This window comes from Campylobacter concisus, assembly GCF_902460545.1.
GTDB classification, from domain to species: domain Bacteria; phylum Campylobacterota; class Campylobacteria; order Campylobacterales; family Campylobacteraceae; genus Campylobacter_A; species Campylobacter_A concisus_AE.
Map to the genome: position 1 here is coordinate 15244 of NZ_CABPUE010000002.1, position 19762 is coordinate 35005.

The 19762-nt window shown below is 37.9% G+C and carries 17 protein-coding genes and 1 pseudogene; all 18 read left to right on the forward strand.

Annotation, left to right across the window (positions count from 1 at the left end; translation table 11 throughout):
* Positions 1 to 216 (forward strand): annotated as a pseudogene (locus FZ949_RS01885) (hypothetical protein); the annotation flags it as partial.
* A gap of 184 nt (positions 217 to 400) precedes the next feature.
* Complete coding sequence (locus tag FZ949_RS01890) at positions 401 to 1765, forward strand: coproporphyrinogen III oxidase family protein (RefSeq protein ID WP_103580234.1); 1365 nt, start codon at positions 401 to 403, stop codon at positions 1763 to 1765.
* Entirely contained in the window at positions 1765 to 3399 is a 1635-nt protein-coding gene (locus FZ949_RS01895) for a cyclic peptide export ABC transporter (RefSeq protein ID WP_148790056.1), read from the forward strand. Before FZ949_RS01890 ends, FZ949_RS01895 begins: the two co-directional genes overlap by 1 nt.
* A gap of 105 nt (positions 3400 to 3504) precedes the next feature.
* Positions 3505 to 3894: an NAD(P)H-quinone oxidoreductase subunit 3 gene (locus tag FZ949_RS01900; RefSeq protein WP_103580236.1), complete on the forward strand. Its 390-nt coding sequence runs from the start codon at positions 3505 to 3507 to the stop codon at positions 3892 to 3894.
* The gene (locus FZ949_RS01905; RefSeq protein WP_012001120.1) at positions 3876 to 4388 is read left to right on the forward strand and encodes a NuoB/complex I 20 kDa subunit family protein; all 513 of its coding nucleotides are present in this window, start codon (positions 3876 to 3878) and stop codon (positions 4386 to 4388) included. The genes FZ949_RS01900 and FZ949_RS01905 overlap by 19 nt, the downstream gene beginning before the upstream one ends.
* The gene (locus tag FZ949_RS01910) at positions 4385 to 5143 is read left to right on the forward strand and encodes an NADH-quinone oxidoreductase subunit C (protein ID WP_103580238.1); all 759 of its coding nucleotides are present in this window, start codon (positions 4385 to 4387) and stop codon (positions 5141 to 5143) included. The genes FZ949_RS01905 and FZ949_RS01910 overlap by 4 nt, the downstream gene beginning before the upstream one ends.
* The gene (nuoD, locus tag FZ949_RS01915; RefSeq protein ID WP_103580239.1) at positions 5140 to 6369 is read left to right on the forward strand and encodes an NADH dehydrogenase (quinone) subunit D; all 1230 of its coding nucleotides are present in this window, start codon (positions 5140 to 5142) and stop codon (positions 6367 to 6369) included. The genes FZ949_RS01910 and nuoD overlap by 4 nt, the downstream gene beginning before the upstream one ends.
* Positions 6366 to 6596: an NADH-ubiquinone oxidoreductase subunit E family protein gene (locus tag FZ949_RS01920; protein WP_103580240.1), complete on the forward strand. Its 231-nt coding sequence runs from the start codon at positions 6366 to 6368 to the stop codon at positions 6594 to 6596. The genes nuoD and FZ949_RS01920 overlap by 4 nt, the downstream gene beginning before the upstream one ends.
* Complete coding sequence (locus FZ949_RS01925; protein WP_103580241.1) at positions 6593 to 7303, forward strand: hypothetical protein; 711 nt, start codon at positions 6593 to 6595, stop codon at positions 7301 to 7303. The genes FZ949_RS01920 and FZ949_RS01925 overlap by 4 nt, the downstream gene beginning before the upstream one ends.
* Positions 7300 to 9600: an NADH-quinone oxidoreductase subunit G gene (locus tag FZ949_RS01930; protein ID WP_148790057.1), complete on the forward strand. Its 2301-nt coding sequence runs from the start codon at positions 7300 to 7302 to the stop codon at positions 9598 to 9600. Before FZ949_RS01925 ends, FZ949_RS01930 begins: the two co-directional genes overlap by 4 nt.
* Positions 9593 to 10588, forward strand: coding sequence for an NADH-quinone oxidoreductase subunit NuoH (nuoH, locus tag FZ949_RS01935; RefSeq protein ID WP_107953922.1), 996 nt, complete (start codon positions 9593 to 9595; stop codon positions 10586 to 10588). The genes FZ949_RS01930 and nuoH overlap by 8 nt, the downstream gene beginning before the upstream one ends.
* Positions 10589 to 10596: 8 nt before the next feature.
* The gene (gene nuoI, locus FZ949_RS01940; RefSeq protein WP_103580284.1) at positions 10597 to 11214 is read left to right on the forward strand and encodes an NADH-quinone oxidoreductase subunit NuoI; all 618 of its coding nucleotides are present in this window, start codon (positions 10597 to 10599) and stop codon (positions 11212 to 11214) included.
* 23 nt (positions 11215 to 11237) lie between these two features.
* On the forward strand, positions 11238 to 11774 hold the full coding sequence (locus FZ949_RS01945) for an NADH-quinone oxidoreductase subunit J (RefSeq protein ID WP_148790058.1): 537 nt from the start codon (positions 11238 to 11240) through the stop codon (positions 11772 to 11774).
* Positions 11771 to 12073: an NADH-quinone oxidoreductase subunit NuoK gene (nuoK, locus tag FZ949_RS01950; protein WP_087579446.1), complete on the forward strand. Its 303-nt coding sequence runs from the start codon at positions 11771 to 11773 to the stop codon at positions 12071 to 12073. Before FZ949_RS01945 ends, nuoK begins: the two co-directional genes overlap by 4 nt.
* A 3-nt stretch (positions 12074 to 12076) precedes the next feature.
* On the forward strand, positions 12077 to 13915 hold the full coding sequence (gene nuoL, locus FZ949_RS01955) for an NADH-quinone oxidoreductase subunit L (protein ID WP_148790059.1): 1839 nt from the start codon (positions 12077 to 12079) through the stop codon (positions 13913 to 13915).
* Positions 13915 to 15426: an NADH-quinone oxidoreductase subunit M gene (locus FZ949_RS01960; protein ID WP_148790060.1), complete on the forward strand. Its 1512-nt coding sequence runs from the start codon at positions 13915 to 13917 to the stop codon at positions 15424 to 15426. The genes nuoL and FZ949_RS01960 overlap by 1 nt, the downstream gene beginning before the upstream one ends.
* Complete coding sequence (gene nuoN, locus FZ949_RS01965; RefSeq protein WP_087586761.1) at positions 15423 to 16913, forward strand: NADH-quinone oxidoreductase subunit NuoN; 1491 nt, start codon at positions 15423 to 15425, stop codon at positions 16911 to 16913. The genes FZ949_RS01960 and nuoN overlap by 4 nt, the downstream gene beginning before the upstream one ends.
* Before the next feature lie 22 nt (positions 16914 to 16935).
* Positions 16936 to 19311: a tetratricopeptide repeat protein gene (locus FZ949_RS01970; protein ID WP_087586780.1), complete on the forward strand. Its 2376-nt coding sequence runs from the start codon at positions 16936 to 16938 to the stop codon at positions 19309 to 19311.
* The last annotated feature ends 451 nt before the right edge of the window (positions 19312 to 19762 follow it).

Sequence of the window (19762 nt, forward strand, 5' to 3'; positions counted from 1 at the left end):
GTAGATAGCAATAACACAGTGCAAAAAGAAGAAAATGCAAGCGTTAAGCTATTTAAAAGAGAATGTGTGACTTATTTTGAAAAAAATGATGAAGTTATAAAACTTTACAACATCAAAGCTCTTTCAACTTTAGGTAAATTCTATTATTTAGAGACGAAAGATGGAGTAAAATTTGAGCTAGATGCAAGCAAAATTATCTCAAGAGCCAAGGAGTAACTTCCTTAAGCTTTGGGGCTAAAATTTGATCGATATGTGAAATTTGCAGACTTAAAAAATTAAAATTTATAGGCCAAATTTATCTGGCTAAGCTAAAAATTTCTTTAGCACAAGGCTAAATTTATTAAAAGTTAGCTATCCTAACGCATCAATTTAAAACCAAACTTATTTAAGGCGATTAGTTATGATCTTTAAAAATATTGTCGAGAATTTTGCCGTAAATTACGCTCATAATTCTATTCAAAGATCACTATATAATGAATTTAATATAGACATTTTAACCACAACCTACACCAAAACTCCCAAAAAAGACAAAAAGTATATGCTCTACGCACATGTGCCATTTTGTCACACATTCTGTCCATACTGTTCGTTTCATAAGTATCACTATGAGCAAGAGCTTGCAAAAGTTTACTTTGAAAATTTACGTGAGGAGATGAGGCAGGTTAAAGAAGCTGGATTTGACTTTGATTCACTTTATGTTGGTGGTGGCACGACGCTTATAAATGAACCTGAGCTTGAAAAGACGCTTAAGCTTGCAAAAGAGCTTTTTAGTATAGATGAAATTTCGGCAGAAAGCGATCCAAATCACATCTCACCCGAGAGTTTAGCTAGATTTGATGGATTAATTGATCGACTAAGCGTTGGCGTACAAAGCTTTGATGATGAAACGTTAAAAAGAGTTGGCAGATATGAAAAATTTGGCTCAGCCAAGGAGATAAAAAGAAAGCTTGAGCTCGCTCTTGGCAAAATTCCAGTCATTAGCCTTGATCTCATCTTTAACCTGCCAAATCAAACAAAAGAGCAGCTCATAAATGACATAAATACTGCAAAATCGATCTCTCCGCAGCAGATTACCTTCTATCCGCTCATGAAATCAGAGCTAACAAGAGAGAATATAGCTCGCTCGCTTGGTGTTTCAAACGTAGATAATGAGCGTGAATTTTATGAGATAATCACTGAAGAATTTAGCAAAAGTAACTACAAACAAAGCAATGCTTGGGCATTTTCAAACGAAAAAAGTGCCGACCTTCGCGACGAATATGTTGGCTCAAATTTAGAGTATCTTGGCGTTGGCAGTGGAGCATTTAGTTTTCTTAACGGTGAGCTTGTAATAAATGCGTTTAATCTACTTGAATACGGCAAAAGGATAAAAAATAGGCAAAGCCCAGTCATTGCAAAATGTGGTTTTAGCAAGAAAGAGAGACTTAAATACACATTTTTAACAAGGCTTTTTGATGGTGGGGTTGATATTAAAAGATATAACTATGAAAATAACACAAACATTAACAAGGCCTTATTTATGGAGCTTAGCTTGCTTAAGCTTGTAAATGCAATATACGAAGAAAATGGCATTATTAAGCCGACATTTTTTGGCAAATATATTTGCATCGTGCTTATGCGTGATTTTTATGCTGGTATGGACAAAGTGCGTGCTATATTTAAGGACGATGCGAAGATAAAACGAAGCAAGGTGCTTCGTATAATGAGCGAAAACACTGAACAAAAGTATGAGCCAAATATCATTCAGCCACGAGCTGCGATGTAATGCTTGCACATTTAATCAAAAAAAATATCTACCAAATTTCTAAAATAGTGTTATTAACGCTAGTATTTAGCGGACTTGGTGTCTGGACCCTTTCATTTATAAATAATGAGCTTGTAGATTTAAAAGAATTTGACCCGATTCTTGCCATTAATTTTATAGCAGTTTTACTTTTATTTTTTATAAGCGCCATCGCCGCAAATATATCGCTTACAAATTTTGGACATAAATTTATCTACGAGCTAAGATATCAAAGTGTAAAGCAAATTTTAGATACGCCAAATAGCGTGATAAATGAGATCGGCAAGGCAAAGATCATAGCTAGTCTAAACAATGACATAAAAACGATCACATTTGCTTTTATGAGTGCTACTGGCTTTATACAAAGCTTAGTTTTTATCGTCTGCGCTAGCATCTACCTTTGTGTAATCGCTCCAAAAATTTTTATCTTTTTATCCATTTGGATCGGTACGACTCTTTTTATAAATACACTTTTTATGAAAAAAATTCATCTTTATTTTAAGCATTCTAGAGTTCAAGATGACGCATTGCAAAAACACTACGACGATATTGTAGAGGGGCATAGAGAGCTTAGTTTAAATAGAGCAAGGGCAAGTGTCTGCTTTGATGAGTTAAATTTTACAGGCGACAAAAAACGCCAAAATATGGTAAAGGCCGATATTTATCACGCATTAAGTGATAATTTTACAAACATTATGCTGCTTGGCTCAGTCGGACTTTGTGTATTTTTGTGCGTGGCATTTGACTGGGCAAGCCTACAAACTGCGCTTAGCATAAGTCTTACGATACTATTTTTAAGAGGTTCGTTTATGAGTATGGTTGGCTCCATACCAGCCGCACTTAGCGCAAAAGTGAGTTTAGAAAAGATCATGAGTTTAAATCTAAATAAATTTAAGGAAGGCTTTAAATTTGATGATAGCCTAAGTGACGAGTGGCGAAGCATTAGGCTAAAGGATATAAATTTCAACTACACTCACGGCAAATTTAGCCTAAAAGACGTAAATTTAGAGATCAAACGCGATGAGATAACATTTATCATCGGTAAAAATGGTAGCGGCAAAAGTACGCTTATAAATTTACTTTGCGGGCTAATGCGCCCAAGTAGTGGCGAAATTTACCTTGATAGCACAAAGATAGATGAAAGAAATTTACAAAGTTATCAGGCAAAGATTAGCGCTATTTTTGCTGATTTTTATCTATTTTCGCAAACGCTCTCTCATAATGGCTTTGCTAGCCAAAGCGAAATAGACGAGCTTTTAGCCTTACTTGAGATCGACAAAAAAGTAAGTGTCATAGATAATAAGCTTAGTACCACGCAACTCTCAACAGGCCAGCGAAAGCGCCTAAGTCTTTTAATAGCTATTTTAGAGCACCGCTCTATCCTTATCCTAGATGAATGGGCGGCCGATCAAGATCCGCTCTTTAAGCGAAAATTTTATAAAGAAATTTTGCCATTTTTACAAAGTAAAGGCATCAGCATAATTGCTGTTAGCCACGATGATAGCTACTTTGATGTAGCAACTAGGATCATTTTAGTAAAAGATGGCTTTGTGCGTGAGCTAGACGAGAGCGAGCGAATAAGTGCTGCAAAAGATGCGGTTGAGAAGATAAAATAGGAGTAATTTTTACACAAAAGCACAATACTCACCCTACTCTTAAGCCGTTTCAAGCTCAAATAAATTTAAATTTAGTAGAATCTTAAAAATTAAAAAAGGCAAAGTATGTCACATTCAGAGCTTGAAAGTACCTATTTTGGTGCATTTATCATACTTTTACTAGCGACTTGTTCATTTTGTTTAATAACATTCTTATCTTCAAAAATAAGCAAAAAACTAGCCAACTGCAATACACAGCGTCTAAAACTTGGCTTTTATGAGTGTGGTCCAACCACCGTAAAACAGCCAAATAAGATAAATATCCACTACTTTTTTTATGGAATTTTATTTATTTTGTTTGATGTTGAGGTCATTTTTATGTATCCGTGGGCGGTGGATTTTAGGCTACTTGGAATTTTTGGACTAATTGAAATGCTGCTTTTTGTGGCGATTTTACTTATCGGCTTTGCTTATGCTTGGCAAAAAGGAGTCTTTAAATGGCAAAGCATCAGATAAATTACGCTGCAAATGGTGGCTTGCCAGTCGTTTTAACAACCGTTGATAAGCTCGTGCAGTGGGGCAGGAGTAACTCACTTTGGGCGCTTAGTTATGGACTTGCTTGCTGTGCGATCGAGATGATGGCAAGTGGCGCTAGCAGATATGACTTTGATAGATTTGGCACCATTTTTAGGGCAAGTCCAAGACACTCAGAGGTGATGATCATAGCTGGTACTCTAACTAAAAAACACGCTGAGTTTACAAGGCGTCTTTATGATCAGATGCCTGAGCCAAAGTGGGTCATCTCGATGGGTAGCTGCGCAAACACTGGCGGCATGTTTAACACCTATTCAACCGTTCAAGGCGTAGATAGGATAATACCAGTTGATATCTACATCCCAGGCTGTGCCCCACGTCCAGAGACGCTTCAATACGCACTTATGATGCTTCAAAAAAAGATAAGAAAGCAAAGTGCATTTAGAGCGCAAAAGCCAAGAAAGCTTGAGATATGAGAGAGTATAAGCCAAAGAATGATCTGCAAAAAAAACAGTATTACAAAGAGAAATTTTACATAGAAAAGCAGACGCCAAAATATGAGGTAAGAGGTTCTAAATTTGATGAAGAGCTAGCCATCTTAGAGCAAAACGGAGTAGAAATTTTATCTAGCTATGTGGAGTTTGATCAGCTTATAATTTATGTAAATTCTTGTGAAAATTTTAAAGCTCTTAAGACACTAAAAAGCTTTGGTTATGAACAGCTTAGCGAGCTCGCAGCGCTTGATTTCACAAGTCAAAAAGGCGGATATGAAGTCTTTTATCAGCTTCTTAGTATCAGTAAAAATAGACGCGCTCGTGTAAAATGCTTTGTAAAAAAGGATGAAATGTTAAAAAGTGTTTGCGAGCTTTATAAAAGCGCGAACTGGGCTGAGCGCGAGATGTATGATTTAAGCGGCGTTCTCATTAAAGATCATCCAAATTTAAAACGTCTCATCATGCCTGATGACTGGCACTCACACCCGCTCTTAAAGAGCTATCCGCTAACTGGCGATGAAGCTGCCAAATGGTACGAGGTGGATAAAATTTTTGGAAGCGAGTTTAGAGAGCAAATTGGCGAAGAGAACCGCGATCCAGCTTATATTGAAGAGAAAGATACCTTTGGATTTTCAAGAGTATTTAACGAAGAGTACGAGTATCAAGAAGATGGCGGCGTAAAATTTGTCAAAAAGGCTAAATTTAGTCAGAGCCAAATAGTAAAGGAAAGACCTTGAGCCAGTCACCAAACCGCTTAAAACCATTTTTTGAAAATTTAGAATTTGAGCAAAATGACGGCAAGATGATACTAAATTTTGGCCCACAGCACCCAAGCGCACATGGTCAGTTAAAACTCGTGCTTGAGCTTGATGGTGAAAAGGTCGTGCGTGCCATGCCAGAGATTGGCTTCATGCACCGAGGCGTTGAAAAGATGGCTGAAAATATGACCTATCAGGAATTTATCCCAGTGACTGATAGGGTCGATTACATAGCATCAAGTGCGAATAACTACGCATTTTGCGCGGCTGTGGAGAAGCTTTGTGCTATAGAAGTGCCTCGCCGTGCGCAGATCATTAGAGTGATGCTTTTGGAGCTAAACCGCATCAGCTCACACCTTTTGTTTTTAGCTACGCACGCCCTTGATGTGGGCGCTATGAGCGTCTTTTTATATGCATTTAGAGAGCGCGAATACGTCCTTGATCTAATAGAAAAATACTGCGGCGCAAGGCTAACGCATAGCTCGATAAGGATCGGTGGTGTGCCGCTTGATCTGCCTGATGGCTGGTGCGAGGAGCTGCTTAAATTTTGCGAGAAATTTCCAAGCGACATCACGCTTTATGAAGATCTGCTAAGTGAAAATAGAATTTGGCAAGCAAGACTTGTTGATGTGGGCGTAGTTAGCAAAGAGCTAGCCCTTAGTAGCGGCTGCTCTGGCGTCATGCTAAGAGCAAGTGGCATCGCGCGCGACATCAGAAAAGAAGAGCCATATCTCATCTACGACGAGCTAGAATTTGACGCGCCTTACGCCACAAAGGGCGACTGCTACGCGAGATATCTACTTTATATGAAAGAGATGCGCGAGTGCGTGAAAATTTTAAAGCAGTGTGTTAGCAAGTATCAGACAAGCAGCCCCGCTATCATCGCCGACGCGCCAGAGTATGTGAGCGCTTCAAAAGAGCAGATAATGAGCCAAAACTACTCATTAATGCAGCATTTTGTGCTGATAACTCAGGGATTAAAGCCACCAAAGGGTGAAATTTACTTTGCTAGCGAGTCACCAAAGGGTGAGCTTGGAATTTATATAAACTCAGACGGCAGCGCAAGCCCGTACCGCCTAAAAATTCGCACGCCAAGCTTTTGGCACTGCGCTATTTATGAAGATTTATTGGTAGGCCAGTACATTGCTGACGTCGCTACGATAATTGGTAGCACAAATATCATCTTAGGAGAGGTCGATAGATGAGAAGGGTCGATCTTAGGCACTTAAAGAGTGAGTTTTTGAGCGCTCTTGGACAGCAGATAAAGGCTAGCGAGCCTAATGAAGTGATTATATTTTTATTTGAGATAGGCGATTTTAGTGGTGTGACAAAGGCTGTAAATTTAGCCTATAATCTAAACTGCGAAGTGATGAACTCGCTTAAATTTAACCAAGTTGATTGGGTATTAACCATAAAAAAGGGCAAGATATGAAATTTAATGATTTAATAGCAGGCAAAAGCTTAAATATCGCAAATTTGCTAAGCTTGAGCGATAAAAATTTAGCAAACAAGATAAAAGAGCACGAGTTTAAATACATCTCTTGCATCGAAGATAACGAGCTTGGCGGCGAAAATTTAATCCGCTGCGAAATAGGCTCAATAAGCTACGTCTTAGCTCTTCTTTGCAAATACGCAAATTTATCTTGCGATGAGTTTTTTAGCGAGCTTGATGATGGGCTGATAAGTGGCGAGTGCAATGTTGGCGAAGAGGAATTTGAAGAGCTCGGCGAGTGGATAAAGGACGTTAAAAACATCATTATTGATGATTCATTTTTTACTCATCCAGATAAAGATGCGATCTTTTGGCTACTTGAAATTTTAGGCAAAAATGTCGTTTTAGCTGGTGGTTGCAGGAAAGAATTTAATGATTATCACAAAATAGACGAGCTAAAAGAGCTTGAAAATTTTGACGGAGCGGTCGTCTATCTAAACAAAAACGCAAGCGATGAGATCGTAGGAGGCATGCAATTTGGTATCGTAGCAAAGACAAAGGATGGCGATATGCTAGAGCTTAAAGCAAAAGATTTTAGCGTGAAGGCAAAATTTAAACTAGACCATTCACTAAAAGGCACAGTTGCGATATTTGGCGCAAAAGAGTTTGATGGATACGCATTTAAACAAGTAGTAGTTAGTAAATGAAAATAAGCATAAATGATCAAATTTTAGAAGCAGATGAAGGCGAGAGCATCCTAAATATCGCAAGAGCAAATGGAATTTATATCCCAGCTCTTTGCTATCTTAGCGGCTGCTCACCAACTCTTGCTTGTAGGCTCTGCATGGTCGAGGCAAATGGCAAAGTAGTTTATAGCTGTAATGCCAAAGCAAAAGAGGATATGCAAATTTATACAAACACGCCAGAAATCGCTGCCGAGCGAAATGCAATCATGCAGACTTATTGCGTAAATCATCCGATTCAATGTGGCGTTTGTGACAAAAGTGGCGAATGTGAACTACAAAATTTAACCACACGTCTAAAAGTAAATGAACAAAAATTTGCCATCGCTGACACGCACAAACCGCATAAAAAATGGGGGCTAATCAACTACGATCCAGCTCTTTGCATAGTCTGCGAAAGATGTGTCACTGTTTGTAAAGATAGGATCGGCGAGAGTGCGCTAAAGACCGTACCAAGGGGCGTTGAAGTGCCAAAAGAGCTAAAAGAGAGTATGCCAAAAGATGCCTACGCAGTTTTTAGTAAGATGCAAAAAAGCCTAATAGGTCCAAGCGTGGGCGAGAGTCTTGACTGCTCATTTTGTGGCGAGTGTATCAGCGTTTGCCCTACTGGAGCGCTTATTAGTTCGCATTTTCAATATAGCACAAATATCTGGGAGCTAAACCCTATCCCAGCAGCAAATCCACATCAAAGCGACTGCGAGCTAATTTACTATGACGTAAAAGAAAAGAGCACTAGCGACAGAAGTAAGCAAATTTACCGCATCAGCAATGATTTTACATTTGGTGAGGTAAGTGGAGCAGCTAGGTTTGGTTATGACTTTCACAACGAGCTTGCCTGTAAAAATGAAGAAAAATTTGAAGAGATTGTTTTAAATATTAAAAATGGCGCGATCAAAAATATAAAATTTAATAGCTTTATCACGAACGAAGAGGCCCTTATTTTAGAGCGTTTAAGAGAGAAATTTGATCTAAATTTAATAAATAATGAGGCGCTAAATTATCAAAAATTTTTAAATAAATTTAGCGAATTTAGTGGGCTTAGCTCATATAATGCAGACTATGAAGATATTAAAAAAAGCGATTTTATCATCAGTGCTGGCAGTTTCTTAAGGCATGAGAGTCCAGTGACAAGCTTTAAGTTAAATAACGCTTTAAAAATGAACAAAGCAGCTGGAATTTACTTTCATCACATAGCCGATGAGATCGTTAAAAAATATTCTAAAAATTTTATCTATGTAGCACATGAAGCTGGAAAATTAGAGCAAATTTTACTTTTTATACTTAAAAACTGGGGTGAAAATTTACCTAGCGCACTTACATCAAAGCTTGAAAATTTTGATGAAAATTTTGGCTTAGATGTACCGGCTTTAAGCGAGGGCAAAAGCAAATTTACGCTCATTTTAGGAAGCGATTTTTACACGGATGAAAATGCGAATTTACTAGCCGCACTTACTGGAGTGATCGCAAGAGCTACGCCGTTTCGTGTGATGCTAATACCACCACGCACAAACTCACTTGGCGTTGCTAAAATTTGCACTCTTGCAAGCGAGAAAAAGCCTGGCAATACGCTTGGCTATAACGAAAATGGCGATTATAAATTTAGTATTTTTGAAGGTGACATTGATGCTAGCGCGCTAAATCAGCAAGAAGGCACATTTACAAGCATAAATAACGCCTTAGTGCCAACAAATGTGGCGATACCGCACAAAGGTTATTTTCTAAACGATATCGCAAACGCACTTGGACTAATGACTAAAAATACGATTGATTACACGCCAAATTTACCAAAAGAAAAGGGTTACAAAGGCATTAAATTTGATGATTTAGAAAATTTTTACGCAAACGACGGCACAAGTCACAGAGGCTATAAGCTTGAAATTTCAAATTTCACGCCAAATGATGATATAGAGCCACTTTTAAAAGATAGCAAGAGCATAAATTTAAAAGATGACGAGGCACTTATAAATCTTGCAAATCCTATAAATTTGCCATCATTTTTTGCAAACTATGCCACACAAACAGCCAAAAGAGCGAAGCTTTATGCAAGTAGCGAATTTATGGCTAAATTTGAAATTTCACAAAATGAAGCGGTCATTTTAGAAAAAGATGGGCGCAAGCTTGCCATTTGCGTGGAGCTTGATAGTGAGCTTGGTGGAGTCGCTGCGTATTTAGGTGATTATGACGATAAGCTTGATGTGGGCGTTATATTTAATGGCAAAAGCTACGCCGCAGTTAAAATCATAAAGGCAAAAGATGAGTGAAACACTATTTTTTGTGCTAAGCACTATCGTTAAAGCTGTGGTCATCTTAGCCGTCATGGCAAGCCTTGCAGGGCTTGCAACTTATGCTGAGAGAAAGGTACTAGCCTACATGCAGCGCCGCGTGGGGCCTGATATGGTAGGACCTGCTGGAATTTTGCAGATAGTAGCTGACATGATAAAGCTCTTTACAAAAGAGGACATCGTACCAGCAAATACGAATAAATTTATCTTTTTAATAGCTCCACTAATATCAGCTATTGCCGCATTTGCAGCGCTTGCACCTGTGCCGTTTTTGCCTGAGTTTGAAATTTTTGGACATACATTACGTCCGATTCTCTCAGATATAAATGTTGGTATTTTATACATCGCTGGCGTTGCTTCAGTTTGCGTCTTCTCTCCACTTGCAGCAGGTCTTGCAAGCTATAATAAATTTGCACTAATTAGCGCGGCTCGCGCAGTAGTCTCACTTCTTAGTTTCGAAATAGTCGCTGGCATGGCTCTTTTAAGCGTCGTAATGGTAACTAGCTCACTCTCACTTGTGGATATAAACAACTATCAAAAAGGAATTTTTGGCTGGCTTATATTCAAGCAGCCCCTTGCCTTTTTGCTCTTTTTAATAGCAAGCTTTGTGGAGTGCAATAGAACACCATTTTGCTTAACAGAAAACGAAACAGAGATAGTGGCAGGCTATGGCACCGAGTATAGCGGCATGAGATGGGCGATGTTTTTCATCGGCGAGTACACAAACATGATCGCTGCTAGCATCATTATTACGCTTTTGTTCCTAGGAGGATTTAACGAATTTTTATTTATCCCAGGTGCTTTGATGATTATCTTAAAATCAAGCGTTGTCTTTTTCTTTTTTCTTTGGGTAAGGGCTTCATGGGCACATTTAAGAGTTGATCAGTTAAGTGCATTTTGCTGGAAAATTTTGCTTCCGCTTGGAATTTTAAATATCGTAATCACTGGCTTTATGCTACTAATCTAAGGCGAAAAATGAGTGAGAAAAAATATATTTTAATAGATGAAAAGTTAAAGCCAAAGAGTGCATTTGATAAATTTAAGCACTTCATCGCTATCACATTTAAGCCTGATCTTTTGATCGGACTAAAAGTCACGATAAAGCAGATGCTCTTTAGCAAGTCACATACTTTAAAATATCCTATGCAAAAGATGCAGCTAAACGCTAGATATAGGGGTATTCACAAGCTTTTGAAATTTGTTGAAAGTGAAAATGAACGTTGCATTGGATGTGGGTTATGTGAGAAAATTTGCGTTAGCAACTGCATTTCAATGAAGACTTCACTTGGCGAAGATGGCCGCAAAAAGGTCGCAAGTTACTCGATAAATTTAAGTAGATGCGTGTATTGTGGATTTTGCGCTGATGTTTGCCCTGAGCTTGCGATAGTCTGCGGGCAAGAGTACGAAGTCGCAAGTGAAAGCAGGATTATATTTGGCACAAAAGATGAGTTTTTGACAAAGGATAAATTTTTAAAAGATCAAAGCGAGTTTGAAGGATACGGAGCACTTCCTAAAAATGCTGATAGCTTAATTAAAAAGACGCCAAATACATTTATAGGCGAAAATAAAAATGAGACAAAAAGTGATGAGTAGTATAAATTTTAAAAGGGCAAAAGATGTATGAGAGCTTTGCATTTTATCTTTTTAGCGCCTTGGTTTTAGTTAGTTTTTCTTTTAGCGTATTTTGTAAAAACGCACTAAATGCAGTCTCTGCGCTAGCTACTGGCATGGTCTTTATCTCGGCTATATTTTTCTTACTTGGAGCGGAATTTTTAGGCGTAGTGCAGATAATAGTCTACACAGGTGCTGTGGTCGTTTTATATGCATTTGCAATGATGTTTTTTGATAGTAGCAAAGAATGTGAGCCAAAAAGTAGCAAAAAAGCAAAGATCACCATCTATCTTTTAAGTAGCTTTATAGCACTTCTTTTGATATTTATATTTTTAGCTCCTATTTATGGTGCAAAATTTGATGGATTAAGTCCCATTGCTAGCGAGCTTGGCAATATCGAGGCTATTGGAATTTTGCTTTTTAGCAAGTATTTAATCGCTTTTGAGATGTGTGCTGTAATGCTTCTTGTGGCAATGGTTGCTGGCATTATCTTAATACATAAAGACTTAAATACTCAAAATACGCTAGAGGAGATGCTATGATAGGGCTTACTCACTACCTCATCCTTGCAAGTCTGGTCTTTGTCATAGGGCTAATTGGCATAATGCGAAGAAGAAATTTGATCATGCTATTTTTTTCAAGTGAAATTTTACTAAACTCAGCAAATATCGCCTTGGCTGCTATTTCAAAGTACTACTTTGACCTAACAGGCCAGATAGTTGCATTTTTTATAGTGGCTATCGCTGCTAGCGAGGTTGCTGTGGGGCTTGGCTTACTAGTGCTTTGGTATAAAAAGACTGGTAGTATCAGCCTAGAGTCGATGACAAATATGAAAGGCTAAGGGATGACTTTATTTTGCATTTCACTATTTTCCCCGCTTCTTAGCTTTATCGTTTCTGGACTTTTTTCACATAGTAGTAAAAATTTTTTACTTGGTATCTTTTGCTCACTTTTAATGATAATTAGCACAACTGCCTCACTCATGCTAGCAGCCAGTCTTGGCATAGATGAGCCTCTAAATTTATCACTAAAAGAGTTTATAAATTTTGGCGGTTTGAATTTAAATTTTGGCTTCTATCTTGACGCCATTAGCCTTGTTATGCTTAGCACCGTTGGTATCGTGGCAAGTATCGTGCATATCTACTCGGTTGGCTACATGAGAGATGATGCGAGCTTTAACCGCTTTTTTAGCTACTTGGGGCTCTTTGTCTTTTGCATGAATGTCCTTGTCTCAAGCGATAACTTTATAGGGCTATTTATCGGCTGGGAGGGCGTTGGACTTTGCTCGTGGCTACTCATTGGCTTTTGGTATAAAAAGCCTAGCGCAAACGTCGCTGCAAACGAAGCCTTTGTGATGAACAGAGTGGCTGATCTTGCCATGCTTGTTGGTATCTTTTATATATTTTATAGCTTTGGCTCGCTTAAATTTAGTGAGGTCTTTAACGCTAGAAGCGACTTTTCTGGGCTAAATTTAGGTATCATCGCCACACTTCTTTTTATAGGTGCCATGGGCAAAAGCGCGCAGTTTCCATTTCACACATGGCTTGCAAATGCCATGGAGGGGCCAACTCCAGTTTCTGCGCTCATCCACGCAGCGACCATGGTAACAGCTGGCGTCTATCTAGTCATACGTGCAAATTTTATCTTTATAAACGCGCCTGAAGTATCGCACTTTATCGCTTACCTTGGCACATTTGTAGCGGTTTTTGCGGCTAGCATCGCGCTTGTGCATAACGACCTTAAAAAAATAGTCGCCTACTCGACGCTTTCGCAGCTTGGTTATATGTTCGTAGCTGCTGGCCTTGGCGCTTATAAGATCGCACTTTTTCACCTTGTCACGCACGCATTTTTTAAGTCACTTCTCTTTTTATGTGCTGGCAACGTCATGCACGCGATGAATGATGAGCTAAATATCAAAAAAATGGGCGGACTTTATAAATTTATGAAACCAACTGCACTCCTTTCTATCATCGCAAGCTGTGCGCTAGCTGGATTTTATCCATTTGCTGGCTTTTTCTCTAAAGATAAAATTTTAGAGGTTGCTTTTAGTGAGAATAAATTTTTATGGATCATTTTGCTCTTTGGTGCGATACTTACAGCATTTTATAGCTTTAGGCTCGTTATGCTCGTCTTTTTTACAAAGCCAAAGAGCGAGAAACACGCGCATGAAGCTAAAAACTATATGCTAGCTGGCATGGGTGTACTTGGAATTCTCTCAGCCATAAGTGGCTTTTTTTGGAGCAACTTTAGTGAGTTTTTAGAAAAAAGCTTAAAAGATTTTTCACTAAATTTATCTCACGGCAGCGAAATTTTCTTGCTCGTTTTAACACTTAGCCTAGTGCTAGCAAGTACTGGCTTTGCAGTATTTGCCTATAAAAGAGAAATTTTTAAAGAGAGCATTTGTGAGAGCAGAATTTATAAAATTTTGCAAAATGCCTACTTTATCCCAAAATTTTATGAGAAATTTTTCATAAATGGCTACGCATTGATATCACAAATTTGTAAAAAGATTGATGAGATGATAATCGATCGTAGTGTCGATCTAGTCGCAACGACGCTAAATAAATTTGCATTTTTAGCAAACAAAATGCAAAGTGGCGACTTAAACATCATGCTTAGATTTATGGTCGCAGGATTTGCCTTGCTTTTAAGCTTTATATTTTTATTAAACGGAGCCAAATAATGCTAAGTGTAATCATACTTTTTCCTGCAATAAGCGCAATACTTGGCTTTTTAATAGAAAATAAAAGCATAAAATTTTATGGAGCAAGCATCGCTCTCATAGAGCTTTTACTAGCCATTTTTATCTGCATCAATATCGATTTTCAGGGTTATGACTTTGTTTTAACGCATCAAGTCTCGCTCATACCAAGCCTAAATATCAGCTATTTTATCGGCATCGACACCATTTCGCTAGCACTTATCGTACTTAGTGCATTTATGAGCTTCATCTCTATCGCCGCACTTAGCGATGATGGAAATTTAAAACATCTAATTATTAGCGTGCTCTTTTTAGAGAGCACGATGATGGGCGTCTTTAGCGCGCTTGATATGATCTTGTTTTATAGCTTTTGGGAGCTTAGCCTCATACCGCTACTTTATATCATCGGCGCATTTGGTAGTAAAAATAGAATTTACGCTGCGATTAAATTTTTCATCTATACATTTTTAGGCTCTGTCTTTATGCTAGTAGCGATCATCTTTATCGGCTATTTGTGCTATCAAAAAAGTGGCGTCTTTAGCTTTAGCTTGCTTGACTGGTACAAGCTTGGTATCGGGCAAAGTGCTCAAATTTGGCTATTTTTAGCGTTTTTCTTTGCCTTTGGTGTGAAAACTCCGCTATTTCCGTTTCACACGTGGCTACCTTATGCACACGGACAGGCTCCGACTATCGGCTCAGTGCTGCTTGCTAGCGTGCTTTTAAAGATGGGTACTTACGGCTTTGTGAGATTTTCACTTCCACTTTTTCCAGATGCGAGCCTAATTTTAAGCGGCTTTGTCTGCGTCATAGCTATCATCATGATCATCTACGCAGCCCTTGTTGCCTACGCACAAAGCGACATGAAGCAAGTGATCGCTTATAGCTCCATTTCACACATGGGCGTCATCATGCTTGGCATCTTTTCACTAAATTTAATAGGCCTTGGTGGCTCAATATTTTTGATGATAAGCCACGGCATCGTAAGTGGCGCGCTATTTTTGTTAGTTGGCGTCATCTACGAGAGGGCTCACACAAAAGAAATTTGCGAATTTGGCGGCCTTGCTAAGGTTATGCCAAAATACGCGCTTGTATTTTTTATAGCAACACTTGCAAGTATCGGCCTGCCACTAACCATTGGCTTTGTTGGCGAGTTTTTGAGCCTACTTGGTGTATTTAAGCTAAACAAGCTCTTTGCGCTACTTGGAGGCTTTAGCATCATCGTGGGCGCTATTTATATGCTAGTGCTTTATAAAAGGGTATTTTTTGGCGAGTGTAAGAAGAAAAATTTAAGCCTAAAAGATCTAAATTTTAAAGAGTTAGCTGCTCTTGTGCCACTTTGCTTGCTCATAATCGCTCTTGGTATCGCACCAAATTTGATACTAAAACCACTTGAGCCAAGCGTGCAAAATATCATAAGCAAAATGCAAACTAGAGCCGTAAATAGCGATACAAAGGATAAAATTTCATCTTTAAATGGCGGGAGCAAACTATGAACGAAATAGCCTTTTTAGACCTTAAAGAAATTTCTTTATCTTCGGTTGCTCCGATGCTTAGTATGATAATCTTTGCGCTTTTTATCTTAATCGTTGGCACCATAAAAAAAGACCTTTCAAGAAATTTCTACTGCGTATTTTGTATCATCGCAATATTTGTAAATTTGGGTCTAATACTTGATTTTAATGGTCTTAGCCTTAGCTTTTGGGATATGCTTTTGGTTGATGGCGTTTCGGTCATTTCTCAAGTCATCATCCTCATCGCTTCAGCCCTTTTTATCCCGCTTGCACTTAGCACAAAAGAGTATTTTGAGTATAAAATTTACGAGTATTACGCTTTATTTTTGTTTATGATAGCTGGATTTTTATTTATGGTGAGCTCAAATAACCTACTCATCATCTTTTTAGGCCTTGAGATCAGCTCACTTTGCCTCTATACGCTAATCGCCCTTCACAACAAGGCAAAAAGCGTAGAAGCTGCCATTAAATACTTCGCTATGGGCTCGCTCTCAGCTGGCTTTTTTGCGATGGCAATAGCGATGTTTTATCTAGCGACAAACTCAATAGACATCGCTCGTATCGGCGTTGTGATAAAAGATCTTAGCCTAAATCAAAATTTGATCATTTTGCTTGGCTGCGTTTTCATCGCCTCAGCCATTGGTTTTAAGCTCTCACTCATACCTTTTCACACATGGATACCAGACGTTTATGAAGGCTCAAATGCCCCACTTGCTGGCTATATGTCGATCGTGCCAAAGGTGGCAGCGTTTATCGTTGCGTTAAGAATTTTCGCGATGCTTGAGGGCTCACAAATCTCATGGATAAAAGATATGCTCTACATCATCGCCGTGCTTACGATGAGCCTTGCAAACATCATGGCGCTAGTGCAAAAAGACGCAAAAAGGATGCTCGCTTTTAGCTCCATAGCTCACGCTGGTGTCGTGCTTTGTGCGCTTGTGGCAAATTCTCACGAGGCAAATGTCGCCTTGTTTTTCTACTGGATCATGTTTTTGTTTGCAAATTTGGGCGCATTTTCTATGCTCTGGGTGGCAAGGTGCGACGATGTGGTCTGCTGGGACAAGCGCTTTAAGCATCCATTTGAGAAATTTTCAGGGCTTATAAAAATTTTACCAAGCTACGCTGTGATAATGGGAATTTTTATGATCGCTCTTGCTGGCATTCCACCTTTTAGCGTCTTTTGGGGTAAGATGGTGCTTATCTCATCGCTCATAAAGTCTGATTACGTCGTGCTTAGCGTTATAATTATGATAAATTCTGCCATTGCGATTTATTACTATTTAAAGCTAATCGTCTTTATGTTTCTAAAAGAGCCAATCGTAAAAGATAAAAATCTCTACACCGCAAATATCTCGATGGCATTAAAAGTAATTGTTGGCATTGCAGTAGCTGGAACGGCCTTTTCATTTTTATTTTCTGGAGCGATTTTGGAATTTATTGAGCATTTTGTCTTTGCTTCAGGATTTTAGAAAATTTAACTATAATTGCGGCATGAAAAAGCTCTTAATTATTTTATTTTTTCCGCTTTATCTAACCGCTTTTAATCTTAGCCTAAATAGCGGCGCAAATGGTGATAAACCTTATAGCGTTCTTCAGCTAAGCGATGAGCAAGAATTTGAATGCGTGGAGCAAATTTTAGCTTACGACACCAAACGCTATGTATGCATGCTAGATGATGAAATTTTGCCCAAAATTGAAGATACGACACTGCCATTAATGGATATAAAATATAAAAAGCAAGATGGCAAGCTTTTTATCGTCATAATGCCAAAAGCACCGTCAAAACTGCTAAATATAAAAACTGAGCTTTATAATAGCCAAAACGTACAAGATAGCCCAAAAACAACCATTTCAAAACACTTTAGCATCATTATAGATACTTCGCTCAGTGAAAATAGCAAGAGAAAGTCTGGGCTAAATTTTAAACCTAATTTTAAAGATATGCTAAATCCTAGTATCGGAGCGCTTGATCTTAACAAAGCCCCTATTGCTGGACTTGATAGTAATGACATTGATATTTACATAAGTATAAAAAGAGCTTATGAAAAAGGCGCTTATGAAAATGTAGTAAAAGATACTCAAACAGCGATAAAAAGGCATCCAAATAGCCTTTTTTCAAGTGAATTTTTACTATTTCGCCTAAGGGCTCTTGATAAAATTTTTGAGACAAAAAATGAGTTTGAAGAGATTGAGCCAAAAGATATCGTAAGTGAAGGCAGGGCTTGGATCAGAAAATTCCCATCTGATGAAAACTATCCAGAGGTGCTATATCTAATCGCTAGAGCCTACCTAAAAGATAGCATCGCAAGTGATGCAAAATATATGCTTGATATCTTAAACGAAGAGCACGCAAACTCAAAATTTACAAAACTTGCAGCACTTGATTACGCTGATTATCTCTATAAAATAGGCAGACAAAAAGAGGCACTAAAAGACTATGAAAAAGTGCTTTACTCTACAAACGACATCGACCTTGCAAGTAGAGCAGCACTAAGCCTAGCTGATGCAAATATTGATAAAGAAAAATTTGATGAAGCAAAGAAATTTATACTAAAAATCGCAAATGCGAATGAAAAATTTTTTATGAATAACCCAACAAAGTCGATGAATCTTGCAACTACATTTGCAAGTAAAGATATGCCTGATGTGGCTGCTAAAATTTATGAAATCTTGATAAATAATAGCGATAGAACGAAAGATTTTTATGAAGTTGCTTTAAAAAATTTAGCACTCAATCTAGCCAAAACAAAAGATGAGAAAAAAGCATACGAATACTTAAATAGATATGAGACAGAGTTTAAATATGGTGATTATATCGATGAGGTGACTAAAGCAAAAGATGGGTTATTTTTTGAAGAAAAGGATAAAAATGCTACTGCACTTCATGCTAGATATAAAGAGCTAATTGAAAAATATGCTGGGACAAACATTAGCCAAAAGGCTCTAATAAGCGAGCTTGAGCTGGATATTAAAGAGCGTAAATTCTCCGATGCACTATCTTACAAAACCATGGCAAAAGATGGAAATTTAAGTAAGGCAATGGAGCTGATAAATGAGGCTGCGCTAGAGCTTACAAAAGAGTATTTTATAAAAGATGATTGCACGGCTGTTATAAATTTACTTGAAAACTACGATATAAATAAAATCTCATTACCACAATTTAAGCTCTTTAACTGCTATTATAGAACGGCCCGCTACAACGATGCACTTGAGCTGGCAAAAGCTCATGCAAAGGATGAAAATTTAGAAGATAGAGTCGAATGGCTGGTAAATTTGAGCAAAATTTTATATAAAAACAAAGACTATGAGCATGCGATCATTGCCGCAAATGACGCGCTTTCACTTGGCTCATCAGTCGAATACTCAGATCCAACACCATCTCTTTTTGACAGGTTTTACTCATTGCTTGCATTAAAACGCTTTACGGAGGCGATCTCAACCATTAGCGCGATTGAGCAGCTAAGAGGCCAAGACTTTAAGATCATCGAAGCATATACAGCTATAAGTGACTATGCGATGAAAAGTAATGATTACGCCATAGCTACAACGTATGCTAAAAAAGCTCTTGAGCTACAAACAAAAGCCAAGATAAATACATTTTCGCCAAAGATAAATTTTAACTACTCAGAAGCTTCACTAAAGACAGATAACCTAAGTGAGGCACTTGATGAGGCGAAATTTATACTAAACATGAAGCTTGAGCCAGAAGATCGCTTACACGCTTTAAATTTGATAAGCGAAATTTATATAAGACAAAAGCAGTTTAAGTTGGCTAGGTCTTATTTAAATGAGTGCTCTGACTCAAATTTTATAAGCCCGTATAAAGATGCTTGCAAAGCTAAGCTTGACATGATAGGCAAAAACTAAATACAAAGAAATAGCTTGTTTGCTAGTTTTATATTTGAGCTTAAATTTTAACCTTTATTTTTGCTATTTAAGTTGAGCTTTCTTTAATTACGTATTTAATATTTTTTGCATTGCTATCAAATGCTCTTTATATTATAAAAAGAACTATATTTATCGTAAGCCTTAATGTATTTTTAACGCACGAGCCCCAGTATGATCTTAAATTTTAAGCACCTTTCTCATAAGCAAGAGAATTGGCCATTTTATTATCAAATATAGGCTGTTTTATGTTTTATGAGCTTAAAAATTAAAAATGCTTAATGAGTTTTGCCCAATAGATCAAAGCAAAAACAACTTGTAACGCTCTGTAATCACGTTTCCATGATGTACTTTTATTATATTTATAAAGATTTTTTAGCTTAATTGTAAATTAGCTTCTAAAATTTATCACTCATTACACACTAATTAAACA